The sequence below is a fragment of the Massilia sp. CT11-108 genome (genome assembly GCF_047302915.1).
GTDB classification, from domain to species: Bacteria; Pseudomonadota; Gammaproteobacteria; order Burkholderiales; family Burkholderiaceae_D; genus Telluria; species Telluria orientalis.
The window spans coordinates 1-12,499 of record NZ_JBKYMO010000136.1 but is presented as its reverse complement, the minus strand read 5'-3'; the positions used below and the strand labels follow the sequence as shown (position 1 = coordinate 12,499).

Here is a 12,499-nt window from a genome sequence, read left to right as displayed (position 1 = left end):
GGCCAGCCGCGGGCGCTGCTGGGCCTCGTGCGCGACGTGTCCGCGCGGCGCGAGCGGGAGCGCGAGAGAAAACGGTTTGCCAGCATGCTGAACCATGAATTCCGGACGCCGCTGTCGACGATCGACGGCGCGATCCAGCGGCTGGAGTCCCTGGGCACCAAGGCCGACGAGGCGACGCGCGAGCGCTACCGCAAGATCGCGACCGCGACCGACCGCCTGATCGCGATGCTGGACGACTACCTGTCCCCCGAGCGCATGGCCGCACTCGGCAGCCAGCGCCGCGAGAACAAGGTGGGGCCGAAGCTGCTGCTGGAAGAACTGGTGGCGCAGGCGCGCGCGGCCGGACGTCCCGTGACCCTGGAAGCCAGCGACCTGCCGGCCGCGCTGCGGGGCGAACCATCCGGCCTGCGCCTGGCGCTCAAGGTGTTATTGGACAATGCCCTGCGCTATACGCCGGCCGGTACCGCGCTGCATGTGGCGGGACGGCGGGTCGACGGCGGCGTCGAACTGGCGCTGCGCGACGAGGGGCATGGCGTGCTGGCGGACGACGTCGCGCGCATCTTCGACAAGGGCTACCGCGGCGCGAATGCCGAGGGTATCGCGGGCAGCGGGCTCGGGCTGTACATGGCGCGCTCCGTGGTGGAAGTGCACGGCGGTAGTTTGACATATGCATGTCCTCCAGAGGGCGGCGCCGAGTTCAGGCTTTGGCTGCCGGCACAGGCGAGCGGGGCAAAAAGTCTTGCTTCCGGAATGACCAGCAGTGATAATCGGCATGGCGACCGGGGTTAGCCGCCCGACAACGAAGCCGGGAATACGAAACAAGGAATTGGCAAAACCCATGACGCAAATATTGATTGTTGAAGACAATGGCGAATACGCAGGCGATATGGCCGATTTCCTCAAGGAACTCGGCCATGAGGTCACGATCGCGACCACCGCCAGCGATATGTGGGCCGCGCTGACGCGCACGCCGGCGGCCGTGGTCGTGCTCGACCTGGGCCTGCCCGACGAGGACGGCTTTAACGTGATTCCACGAATGCGCCAGCTGTATCCCGAGATCGGACTGCTGGTGCTGACGGGCCGTGTGGCCTTCGACAACCGCATCCTCGGCCTGCGCCTCGGCGCCGACCACTATCTCACCAAGCCGATCAAGTTCCCGGAACTGGCTGCCCACATCGAGGCGCTGGACCGCCGCGTGCGGCCGTCGTCCGAGCCGGCGCCCGCGCCGAGCAAGTGGACCCTGCGCGTCTCGGCCCGCCAGCTCGAGCTGATGGGCAAGGTGATCGACCTGACGGAAAAGGAGTGCAACTTCCTGCACCTGCTGACCATCAACACCCGGCCCGTTCCGCGCCAGGTGATCGTGGCCGGCATGGGTGGCGACGATCCGGATGCCAGCCGCCGCGTCGACATGCTCGTCTACCGTCTGCGCAAGAAGGCCCGCACCGGCCTCGGCCAGGATCTGCCGCTGCGCAGCGCCTATGGCGAGGGCTACAGCCTGTCCGCCGGTTTCACGCTGGCGTAATCAATCGGGGACAGAGCGAGGCGGTCGCGTTAGAATGACGCCATGGCCCGCCAACCCCGACTCATCCTGCCGCACGAGCCGCACCTGATCATCCAGCGCGGCAACGACAACCAGCTGATCTTCCGCGACGACGAAGACCACCGCCGCTTCCTGGAATGGCTGCGCGAGAGCGCGAAGTTCTACCGCGTGGCCATCCACGCGTACGTCCTGATGCCGAACCACCTGCATGTGCTGGCGACGCCGTCCGACGAGGACGGCCTGGCGGCCATGATGCAGAAAGTGGGGCGGTTATATGTTCCCTGGTTTAACAACAAGTACGGCCGCTCCGGCACCCTGTTCCAGGGACGTTTCCGCACGTCCGTGATCGACCCGGACGCGTATTTCCTGGCCTGCATCCGCTACATCGAACTGAATCCACTGCGCAGCCAGCTCGCGTTCGAGCCGCTCGACTACCCGTGGTCGAGCTACGCGCATCACGCCGGCGTGCGGCCGGATCCGCTGATCACCGACCACGCCAAGTACTGGGAACTCGGCAACACGCCGTTCCAGCGCGAGGCGGCCTTCATCGAGCTGGCGCAGCAGGGGATGTCGGGGCAGGAACTGGATACGATCAATGCGGCGGTGCTGAAGGGGGCGCCGCTGGGATCGCATGAATTCAAGGTCGCGCTGGAGCACAAGACCAGGCGGCAGATTTTGCCGGCCAAGCGGGGGAGACCGTTCAAGGTGAAGGCTGCGGAATAGATTTGTGCGCAGCGTCATTGCAACAAATGAATGATGAGGGGGCTAAAGGCCTCCTTTTTTATTGCCCCGTCGCCCCCGCGAAGGCGGGGGTCCAAGTTGTTGGCGGGCACGCGGAACTTGGGCTCCCGCCTGCGCGGGAACGACGGTTTTGCGCATAACTATATGATTTTATTGATATGGCAGGCGAAACGCATCACTTGTTCTACTGTGTCCCCATTTAATTTAAGACCAAAAAACTCTGTATTTAATTCGACTCCGACCCTAATTATTGCTATTGATGTTTACCGAAGTCTGCTCTATCCTCGGCCTTCAATATCTTCAAAATGCTGCGGAGCCCCCATGATTGCCCAAGGTTTGTACGATCCCGCCAATGAACACGACGCCTGCGGCGTCGGTTTCGTCGCCCATATCAAGGGCAACAAGAGCCACTCCATTATTGAACAGGGTCTGCTGATCCTGAAGAACCTGGACCACCGCGGCGCCGTCGGTGCCGATGCCCTGATGGGCGACGGTGCGGGTATCCTGATCCAGATCCCCGACCAGTTCTACCGCGACGAGATGGCCAAGCAGGGCATCGAACTGCCGCCGCCGGGCGAATATGGCGTCGGCATGATCTTCCTGCCGAAGGAACACGCTTCGCGCATCGCCTGCGAACAGGAAATCGAGCGCGCCGTGCGCGCCGAAGGCCAGGTCGTGCTGGGCTGGCGCAACGTGCCGGTGGACGACACGATGCCGATGTCGCCGACCGTCCGCGCGAAAGAGCCGGTGATCCGCCAGATCTTCATCGGCCGCGGCCCGGACGTGATGGTCACCGACGCGCTCGAGCGCAAGCTGTACGTCATCCGCAAATCGTCGGGCCACGCGATCCAGGCCCTGAAACTCATCCACGGCAAGGAATTCTTCGTGCCGTCGATGTCGGCCCGTACCGTCGTCTACAAGGGCCTGCTGCTGGCGGACCAGGTCGGTGTGTACTACAAGGACCTGCAGGACCCGCGCTGCGTCTCCGCGCTGGCCATGGTGCACCAGCGTTTCTCGACGAACACGTTCCCGGAGTGGCCGCTGGCCCACCCGTACCGCCTGCTGGCGCACAACGGCGAGATCAACACCGTCAAGGGCAACTTCAACTGGACCCGCGCCCGCGAAGGCGTCATGAAGTCGGCCGTGCTGGGCGACGACCTGCAGAAACTGTTCCCGCTGATCTATGAAGGCCAGTCGGACACCGCCTGCTTCGACAACGCGCTCGAACTGCTGGTCATGGCCGGCTACCCGATCGCCCAGGCGATGATGATGATGATCCCGGAAGCCTGGGAAAACCACGCGACGATGGACGAGAACCGCCGCGCGTTCTACGAATACCACGCCGCGATGATGGAACCGTGGGACGGCCCGGCCGCCATGGCTTTCACCGACGGCCGCCACATCGGCGGTACGCTGGACCGCAACGGCCTGCGTCCGGCCCGCTACATCGTCACCGACGACGACCTGGTCGTCATGGCCTCGGAATCGGGCACGCTGCCGATCCCGGAATCGCGCATCGTCAAGAAATGGCGTCTGCAGCCGGGCAAGATGTTCCTCATCGACCTGGAAGCCGGCCGCATCATCGACGACAAGGAACTGAAGGACACCTACTCGAACGCCAAGCCGTACAAGGCATGGATCAAGTCGGTGCGCATCAAGCTGAACGAAATCAAGCTGTCGGAAAGCCAGCTGTCGCAGAACCGTGCCAAGGATGCACAAGGTGAAAAAGCCGCGATCTCGCTGCTGGACCGCCAGCAGGCATTCGGCTACACCCAGGAAGACCTGAAGTTCCTGATGGCCCCGATGGCCGTGCTGGGCGAAGAAGCCACCGGCTCGATGGGTAACGACTCGCCGCTGGCCGTCATGTCGAACAAGCTGAAGCCGCTGTACTCGTACTTCAAGCAGCTGTTCGCCCAGGTCACGAACCCGCCGATCGACCCGATCCGCGAAGCGATGGTGATGTCGCTCGTGTCGTTCATCGGTCCGAAGCCGAACCTGCTGGACACGAACAACGTCAACCCGCCGATGCGCCTCGAAGTGTCACAGCCGGTGATCGGTTTCGACGACATGGCCCGCCTGCGCAACATCAGCCTGCACACCGGCGGCAAGTTCAAGTCGTATGAACTGAACATCTGCTACCCGGTCTCGTGGGGCAAGGAAGGCATCGAAGCGTCGCTGGCCTCGCTGTGCGCGGAAGCCGTCGATGCCGTCAAGTCGGGCCACAACATCCTGATCGTCTCGGACCGCAACCTCAACGCCGACCAGGTCGCGATCCCGGCGCTGCTGGCGACGTCCGCGATCCACCAGCACCTCGTCCAGCGCGGCCTGCGCGCATCGACGGGCCTCGTCGTGGAAACCGGCTCGTGCCGCGAGACGCACCACTTCGCCCTGCTGGCCGGCTACGGCGCGGAAGCCGTGCACCCGTACCTGGCGCTGGAAACGCTGGTCGACCTGGCGCACACAATGCCGCACACACACGGGAATGAACCGGCTGCCGACAAGGCGATGTACAACTACACCAAGGCGGTCGGCAAGGGCCTCATGAAGGTGATGTCGAAGATGGGCATCTCGACCTACATGTCGTACTGCGGCGCCCAGATCTTCGAAGCCATCGGCCTGAACAAGTCGCTGGTCGACAAGTACTTCCGCGGCACGTCGTCGACGGTGGAAGGCATCGGCCTGTTCGAAGTGGCCGAGGAAGCCCTGCGTCTGCACGGCCTGGCCTTCGGCAAGGATCCGCTGCTGGCCAATGCGCTGGACGTCGGCGGCGAATACGCCTACCGCGTGCGCGGCGAAGACCACCTGTGGACGCCGGACGCCATCGCCAAGCTGCAGCACTCGACCCGTGCCAACAACTTCAGCACCTATAAAGAGTACGCGCAGCTCATCAACGACCAGAGCCGCCGTCACCTGACGCTGCGCGGCCTGTTCGAATTCAAGATCGATCCGACCAAGGCGATCCCGCTGGACGAAGTCGAGCCGGCCAAGGAAATCGTCAAGCGCTTCGCCACCGGCGCGATGTCGCTGGGCTCGATCTCGACCGAAGCCCACGCCACGCTGGCCATCGCCATGAACCGTATCGGCGGCAAGTCGAACACGGGTGAAGGCGGTGAAGATCCGGCCCGCTACATGGGCGAGTTCAAGGGCATCAAGATCGCCAAGGGCGAGACCCTGGCCTCGATCCTGGGCAAGGACCGCGTCGTCGCCGACATCCCGCTGGTCGAAGGCGATTCGCTGCGCTCGAAGATCAAGCAGGTGGCATCGGGCCGCTTCGGTGTGACCGCCGAATACCTGGCGTCCGCCGACCAGATCCAGATCAAGATGGCGCAGGGCGCCAAGCCGGGCGAAGGCGGCCAGCTGCCGGGCCACAAAGTGTCCGAGTACATCGCGTCGCTGCGCTTCTCGGTGCCGGGCGTGGGCCTGATCTCGCCGCCGCCGCACCACGACATCTACTCGATCGAAGACCTGGCGCAGCTGATCCACGACCTCAAGAACGTGAACCCGCACGCGTCGATCTCCGTGAAGCTGGTGTCGGAAGTCGGTATCGGTACGGTCGCCGCCGGCGTGTCGAAGGCGAAGGCCGACCACGTCGTCGTCGCCGGCCATGACGGCGGTACGGGTGCATCGCCGCTGTCGTCGGTGAAGCACGCCGGCACGCCGTGGGAACTGGGCCTCGCCGAGACCCAGCAGACCCTCGTGCTGAACGGCCTGCGCAGCCGTATCCGCGTCCAGGCCGACGGCCAGATGCGTACCGGCCGCGACGTCGTCATCGCCGCACTGCTGGGCGCGGACGAAGTGGGCTTCGCGACGGCACCGCTGGTCGTCGAAGGCTGCATCATGATGCGTAAGTGCCACCTGAACACCTGCCCGGTGGGCGTGGCCACCCAGGATCCGGAACTGCGCGCCAAGTTCTCGGGCAAGCCGGAACACGTCGTGAACTACTTCTTCTTCGTCGCCGAAGAAGCGCGCCAGATCATGGCCCAGCTGGGCATCCGCACGTTCGACGAGCTGATCGGCCGTTCGGACCTGCTGGACAAGTCGAAGGCCGTCGGCCACTGGAAGGCACAAGGCCTGGACTTCTCGAACATCTTCTACCAGCCGAAGGTCGACGACAAACGCCAGCTGCTGCACTCGGACGGCCAGGACCACGGCCTGGACAAGGCCCTGGACCACAAGCTGATCGCGCAGGCCAAGGCCGCGCTGGAGAAGGGCGAGCGCGTCTCGTTCATCTCGCCGGTGAAGAACGTCAACCGCACGGTCGGCGCGATGCTGTCGGGCGAAGTCGCCAAGCGCTACGGCCATGCCGGCCTGCCGGACGACACGATCCACATCCAGCTGCAGGGCACCGCGGGCCAGTCGGCCGGCGCGTTCCTGGCACACGGCATCACGCTGGACCTGGTCGGCGAAGGTAACGACTACGTCGGCAAAGGCCTGTCGGGCGGCCGCATCATCGTGCGTCCGAACACGGAGTTCCGCGGCTGGGCCGTCGACAACATCATCGTCGGCAACACGGTGCTGTACGGCGCGATCGCCGGCGAAGCGTTCCTGAACGGCGTGGCCGGCGAGCGTTTCGCGGTGCGTAACTCGGGTGCAACTGCCATCGTCGAAGGCGTGGGCGATCACGGCTGCGAATACATGACCGGCGGTACCGTCGTCGTGCTGGGCGACACCGGCCGCAACTTCGCGGCGGGCATGTCGGGCGGCGTGGCGTATGTCTACGATCCGAAGGGCGACTTCGAGCAGAAGTGCAACACCGCGATGGTGGCACTGGAGAGCGTGCTGTCGACCAAGGAGCAGAGCGACAAGGCCAGCTGGCACGCACAGACCCGCAACGGCGAGCGCGAGTCGGACGAAGCGATCCTGAAGCGCCTGATCGAGCGTCACTTCAAGCACACCGGTTCGACCCGTGCGCGCAACCTGCTGGACGACTGGGCCAACAGCCGCAGCAAGTTCGTCAAGGTCTTCCCGACCGAGTACAAGCGCGCACTGGAAGAGATGCACAACAGCAGCATGGAAGAAGCCAACGACAAGATCGAACTGGCTGCCTGATGCTCACCGGCGGGCGTCCGACGCGCCCGCCGCATCTCTCTAGACTGAACCGAATACGATAGGAATACAAATGGGTAAGATCACCGGCTTCATGGAATTTCAGCGCCAGGAAGAAGACCACCTGGAACCCGCTGCCCGCCTCAAGAACTACAAGGAATTTTCGATCACCCTGACCGACGCGCAAGCGAAGGTGCAAGGTGCGCGTTGCATGGATTGCGGCATCCCGTTCTGCAACACCGGCTGCCCCGTCAACAACCAGATCCCCGACTGGAACGACCTGGTCTACCACGGCAACTACCGCTACGCCGTTGACAACCTGCATTCGACGAACAACTTCCCGGAATTCACGGGCCGCATCTGCCCGGCACCGTGCGAAGCCGCCTGCACGCTGGGTATCAACAATGAGCCGGTCGGCATCAAGTCGATCGAGCGCAAGATCGCCGACGCCGGCTGGGAACACGGCTGGATCGTCCCGCAACCGGCTGCCGTCAAAACGGGCAAGAAGGTCGCGATCATCGGTTCCGGCCCCGCAGGCCTGGCCGCTGCCCAGCAACTGGGCCGCGCCGGTCACGACGTGACGGTGTTCGAGAAGAACGACCGCATCGGCGGCCTGCTGCGCTACGGCATCCCCGACTTCAAGATGGAGAAGGACCTGATCGACCGCAGGGTTGAGCAAATGCGCGAAGAAGGCGTGAAGTTCCGCACCTCGACCCTGGTCGGCAAAGATTTCCCGGCCACCGTCAGCAACATGGCGCGCGAAACCATTTTCCCGGAAGACCTCGTCAAGGATTACGACGCCGTCGTCATGGCGGGTGGTGCAGAAGCACCGCGTGACCTGCCGGTCCCGGGCCGCGACCTGAAGGGCGTGCACTTCGCGATGGACTTCCTGCCGCAGCAGAACCGTGTCAACGCCGGCGACAAAGTCAAGGACCAGATCAAGGCCACGGGCAAGCACGTGATCGTGATCGGCGGCGGCGATACCGGCTCCGACTGCGTGGGCACGTCGAACCGCCACGGCGCCGCATCGGTGACCCAGTTCGAACTGATGCCGATGCCGCCGGAACAGGAAAACAAGCCGCTCGTGTGGCCGTACTGGCCGACCAAGCTGCGCACCTCGTCGTCGCATGAAGAAGGCTGCGAGCGCGACTTCGCCGTCGCCACCAAGCGCTTCGAAGGCAAGGGCGGTAAAGTGGAAAAAGTCATCGCCTGCCGCGTCGAGTGGAAAGACGGCAAGATGACGGAAGTGGCCAACTCGGAATTCGAACTGAAAGCCGACCTCGTGCTGCTGGCCATGGGCTTCGTTTCGCCGGTGCAGCAGGTGCTGGACGCGTTCGGCGTGCAAAAGGATGCGCGCGGCAACGCACGCGCCACGACCGATGGCGACGTCTGCTACCAGACGTCGGTGCCGAAGGTCTTCACCGCCGGTGACATGCGCCGCGGCCAGTCCCTGGTCGTGTGGGCGATCCGCGAAGGCCGCCAGTGCGCGCGCGCCGTGGATGAATTCCTGATGGGTTCGTCGGTGCTGCCGCGCTGATCGGTTAGCTAAGTCGCAATCAAGGAACGGCCCGGGTCTGCCGCCCGGGCCGTTTTTTATTATCTTGAGCAGGTAATTCGTCTGACTGAAAAACTAATTTGCTTTGATTTCATATTAGAAGTCATACTGTTATTAAAGATGCTGCCAAAAGCTTTGATCTACTAATTTGGCCGAGTTTTTATTTTCAATGGTTAAGTAGAGCGGATTATAAATTAGGCCGTTTGCTTCGCCGTTATTTACTGCATGGGTCATTCGTGTTGCCAAGACAACAGCATTAACACGTGTGTTGGCGCCTCCATCCATTTCGGCTTGCAACAATTTAACGGCTTTTTCTCCGGCTTTTTCAATTTCATTGCTCCAAGAATTATCTGGGATACGTATCCAGATCGCTCCCGGTTTTTCTTTCGATAATTGGCCTACCGCAGACTTAAATGCGTTGACGATTCCGGAAACGCGATCAGAAGGCTTTTCGTTTGCCATCCCTATCACTATCGGTCTCTTCCAAAACGGAAGGTCGTTTTCGTCGACTCTCCCATCGCAGAGCATTGTGACATGATCGAACTCTTCACGAACAAAGAAATTGAACGCTTCCTGCTGGGCTTCCTCATCTGGCCTCATCCAATTGTTGACAACAACTTGGTATTTCCCCGAAGGATCAGTTGAATAGATGAGATCGCCCGTTGCTCGGTCGTATTTTCCACATCCCCCCATCTTGTATTGCTCAATGATAAAGTTTTTTAGTGAGGGAACATCTTTAATTTCAAGGTCATTTTGGGATTTCACAAACACTGCGAAACTTATTTTTTGCGGGCCGAACTCACCCAAAATGCCTTTTTGCAGTCCATCCCATGCTTTTTTTAATTTCTCATCACGCTCTGTGAGCAAATCTCTGCATTTGCATTCAACGTAACCATCAAGACCATCTGCGCGCTTAACGTACAAGTCAGGTGTGCGATTGCTGCCTTCTTCAATAAATCTTACCGAAAATCCTTTGTGACTATACATGGCGGCAACCTCTGCTTCAAAGAACGCAGAGAAAAAGCTGTCCTTCTGTTTTAGGCGGTCAGTCAACTTTTCGAGTCCAGACTCATGTTGGCATCGCTCTAGAATTTTTCCTAAAGTATAGAGCTTTAATATGGATTCGTTGGGAGTGAATTCATGTGTTTCGCGAGCATGGGTAAGGAGCTTTTCTAAATCTAGAGCCCACTCAATTAGAGGGTGCGGATCAGGTTTAAATAAATAGCTATGTTTTCCGTTTTCGGATATTTTCTTAAACTCTTCGATCTTCCGCTTTTCATGTGCCATTTTTTTCATCACCCAATCTCCTCCAATTACAGAGGAGATAACCTGCACTGAACCCATGAGCTCTGGAATAGTTAAGCTTGGTAGCTCGAATTTATTCATTTCTTCTCCAAGTAAATGGGAACTACAGATCAGCTCAGGCAGAGCTAGCTGGACTTATCTGTTAGCATGCATGATTCCGACAATTTGTACAATTTTGGAGACGGCATGAATATCGGCTACGTCGGCCTGGGCGGCATGGGCCATGCCATGGCAAGCAACCTCATTAGTAAGGGCCATACGCTGCGCGTGTGGAACCGCTCGCCCGGCAAGGCGGCCGGCCTCGTCGGGCAAGGCGCCACGCTGGTCGAGCATCCCGGCCAGGCCGTGGCCGGCGACGGCATCGTGTTCACGATGGTGGCCGATGACGCGGCGCTGGAGCAGGTCGTCGGCGGCGCGAACGGCATCGCCGCGACGCTGGGCCCGGGCGGCATCCACGTGTCGATGAGCACGGTGTCGCCGGAGACCACGCGCAAGCTCGCCGCCCTGCACGCCGAGCGCGGCGCCGCCTTCATCGCCGCGCCCGTATTCGGCCGCCCGACCGCCGCGGCCGCCGCCATGTTGTTCATCCTGGCCGCGGGTGACGCCGCCGCGCGCGACAAAGTCCTGCCCCTGCTGGAGACGATGGGCCAACGCGTGTTCCCGCTGGGCGACGATCCGGTCGCGGCCAGCATCGTCAAGCTGAGCGGCAATTTCATGATCATGGGCGTCATCGAGGCGATGGCGGAAGCGGCGACGCTGTGCGAGAAATACGGCGTCTCGCGTTCGGCCATGCTCGACGTGATGACGCAATCGATCTTCGCCACGCCGCTGTACGTCAATTACGGCAAGCTGATCGCGCAGCATGATTACGCCAATCCCGGCTTCAAGCTGTCGCTGGGGTTCAAGGATGCGAACCTCGTACTGGATGCCGCCACGAAGGCGCGCGTGCCGATGCCGCTCGCGAGCATGATGCACGACCGTTTTCTGTCCGCTCTCGCGAAGGACCGCGGCGAGCTCGACTGGACGGCGGCCGCGTTGAACGTGTCGGAAGAGGCGGGTCTCCGTTGATCACTCGTGCGGCGTGACGGCGTCCGGTTCGATGACGAGCATCTCGCCGTCCAGCCGCGCCGTCGTGCCCAGGTCGCGGCACAGCGCCTGCATGCGCGTATAGATCCAGGTGCGTTGCGTGTGGTCGGCCGGCAGCGCGCGGCCGTGGCGGACGAACACCGGGTGCAGCACGATGCGGCGCAGGGCGTCCTCGCCCAGGTGCACTTCGAACAGCAGTTGATGGTCGTTGCGCAGGTCCGCGTCGACGGCGTAGTCGTCGACGAGGTCGCCGGTCGCGTACAGGATCGGCCAGCCCCGGTACAGCTCGATGCCGTGGAAGATGTGGGCGCTGTGGCCGTAGACGATCTTCCAGCCGACGTCGATCGCGGCGTGTGCGAGGCGGCGCAGGTGCGGTGCGGGCGCCGTCACCATGTTCGGACCCCAGTGCAGCGACAACACCGGCCAGCGCACGCCGGCCGCGCGCAGGGGCGCGAGCGCGCGTGCGAAGGCGTCGGTGGCGGCCGTTTCGTCGTGCAGGCCGAGCCAGGCGATGCCGGGGTGATCGTCCGTCGCGGCGAAATCGGCCTGGTGGTCGCAGAACGCCGCCATCCCGACGAGCACGTCGCCGCACGCCACGACGGCCGGGGACAGCGCCCATGCGAGGTCCGGACCGGCGCCGGTGTGGGCGATGCCGTGTGCGTCGAGGATGCGCAGCGTATCGGCCAGCCCTTGCACGTCGTAGTCGAGACTGTGATTGTTGGCGAGGCTGATCATGCGGATGCCGGCGTCAAGCAGCGCCTGGCCGGCCGCGGAGGGCGCCGCGAAGTAATACGCCTTGGGCACGCCGTGCCAGCGCCCGGTACTGTCAGTGAGCGCGCACTCCAGGTTGACGATGGCGACATCGGCCGCACGCAGCAGCGGCGAGATTGCTTCCAGCGGCGCGTGGATGCCGTCGCGCAGCATGACGTCGCGCACGTGGCGGCCCAGCATGACGTCGCCGCCGAACACGAGGCGCAAAGGGCGCAGATCAGGGCTCATGGACGAACCAGCTCGTGAACCAGTCCGCCGCCAGCCGCGCCACCTCTTCCAGCGTGCCAGGTTCCTCGAACAAGTGCGTCGCACCGGGCACGAGCGCCAGCCGTTTTACGCAGCCCAACTCGCCATAGGCCTGCCGGTTCAGCGCGATGACGGGTTCGTCGGCACCGCCCACGATGAGGAGTGTCGGCGCCTCGACGGCGCGCAGGGCGTCGCTGCCGGCGAGATCC

General features: G+C 62.5%; 8 protein-coding genes and 1 pseudogene. 6 read left to right on the top strand and 3 right to left on the bottom strand.

Features of this window, described 5'->3' with window-relative positions; translation table 11 throughout:
* The 5 genes from ACEN88_RS13250 to ACEN88_RS13230 form a co-directional block, all read left to right on the top strand.
* A partial coding sequence (locus ACEN88_RS13250) for a sensor histidine kinase (protein ID WP_413340213.1) occupies window positions 1–789 on the top strand: 789 nt, incomplete at its 5' end.
* A 49-nt stretch (window positions 790–838) separates the two neighbouring features.
* Window positions 839–1,522, top strand: coding sequence for a response regulator transcription factor (locus ACEN88_RS13245; RefSeq protein ID WP_036233341.1), 684 nt, complete (start codon window positions 839–841; stop codon window positions 1,520–1,522).
* A 42-nt stretch (window positions 1,523–1,564) separates the two neighbouring features.
* Window positions 1,565–2,263 carry a transposase gene (locus tag ACEN88_RS13240; RefSeq protein ID WP_413340211.1) on the top strand — a complete coding sequence of 233 codons (699 nt, stop codon included), beginning with the start codon at window positions 1,565–1,567 and terminating at the stop codon, window positions 2,261–2,263.
* A 339-nt stretch (window positions 2,264–2,602) separates the two neighbouring features.
* Complete coding sequence (locus ACEN88_RS13235; protein ID WP_413340209.1) at window positions 2,603–7,330, top strand: glutamate synthase-related protein; 4,728 nt, start codon at window positions 2,603–2,605, stop codon at window positions 7,328–7,330.
* A gap of 70 nt (window positions 7,331–7,400) precedes the next feature.
* A complete protein-coding gene (locus tag ACEN88_RS13230) occupies window positions 7,401–8,864 on the top strand; it encodes a glutamate synthase subunit beta (protein ID WP_413340208.1) in 1,464 nt (487 codons plus the stop codon).
* Window positions 8,865–8,996: 132 nt separating this feature from the next.
* On the opposite strand, the gene ACEN88_RS13225 is transcribed toward ACEN88_RS13230, so the two are convergent.
* Complete coding sequence (locus tag ACEN88_RS13225) at window positions 8,997–10,268, bottom strand: hypothetical protein (RefSeq protein ID WP_413340206.1); 1,272 nt, start codon at window positions 10,266–10,268, stop codon at window positions 8,997–8,999.
* Between the two features lie 105 nt (window positions 10,269–10,373).
* Between ACEN88_RS13225 and ACEN88_RS13220 the strand changes: the two genes are divergently transcribed.
* The gene (locus ACEN88_RS13220; protein WP_413340204.1) at window positions 10,374–11,255 is read left to right on the top strand and encodes an NAD(P)-dependent oxidoreductase; all 882 of its coding nucleotides are present in this window, start codon (window positions 10,374–10,376) and stop codon (window positions 11,253–11,255) included.
* On the opposite strand, the gene ACEN88_RS13215 is transcribed toward ACEN88_RS13220, so the two are convergent.
* Window positions 11,256–12,272, bottom strand: a complete 1,017-nt coding sequence (locus tag ACEN88_RS13215) for a CapA family protein (RefSeq protein WP_413340202.1) — start codon at window positions 12,270–12,272, stop codon at window positions 11,256–11,258. It abuts the gene before it with no gap.
* A pseudogene (locus ACEN88_RS13210) lies at window positions 12,262–12,499 on the bottom strand (alpha/beta hydrolase); the annotation flags it as partial. The pseudogene ACEN88_RS13210 and the gene ACEN88_RS13215, both read right to left, overlap by 11 nt.

Bases quoted from the DNA above. Each gene is read 5' to 3' on its own strand.
- ACEN88_RS13245 (WP_036233341.1), top strand. From the start codon at position 839: ATGACGCAAATATTGATTGTTGAAGACAATGGCGAATACGCAGGCGAT.
- ACEN88_RS13240 (WP_413340211.1), top strand. From the start codon at position 1,565: ATGGCCCGCCAACCCCGACTCATCCTGCCGCACGAGCCGCACCTGATC.
- ACEN88_RS13235 (WP_413340209.1), top strand. From the start codon at position 2,603: ATGATTGCCCAAGGTTTGTACGATCCCGCCAATGAACACGACGCCTGC.
- ACEN88_RS13230 (WP_413340208.1), top strand. From the start codon at position 7,401: ATGGGTAAGATCACCGGCTTCATGGAATTTCAGCGCCAGGAAGAAGAC.
- ACEN88_RS13225 (WP_413340206.1), bottom strand. From the start codon at position 10,268: ATGAATAAATTCGAGCTACCAAGCTTAACTATTCCAGAGCTCATGGGT.
- ACEN88_RS13220 (WP_413340204.1), top strand. From the start codon at position 10,374: ATGAATATCGGCTACGTCGGCCTGGGCGGCATGGGCCATGCCATGGCA.
- ACEN88_RS13215 (WP_413340202.1), bottom strand. From the start codon at position 12,272: ATGAGCCCTGATCTGCGCCCTTTGCGCCTCGTGTTCGGCGGCGACGTC.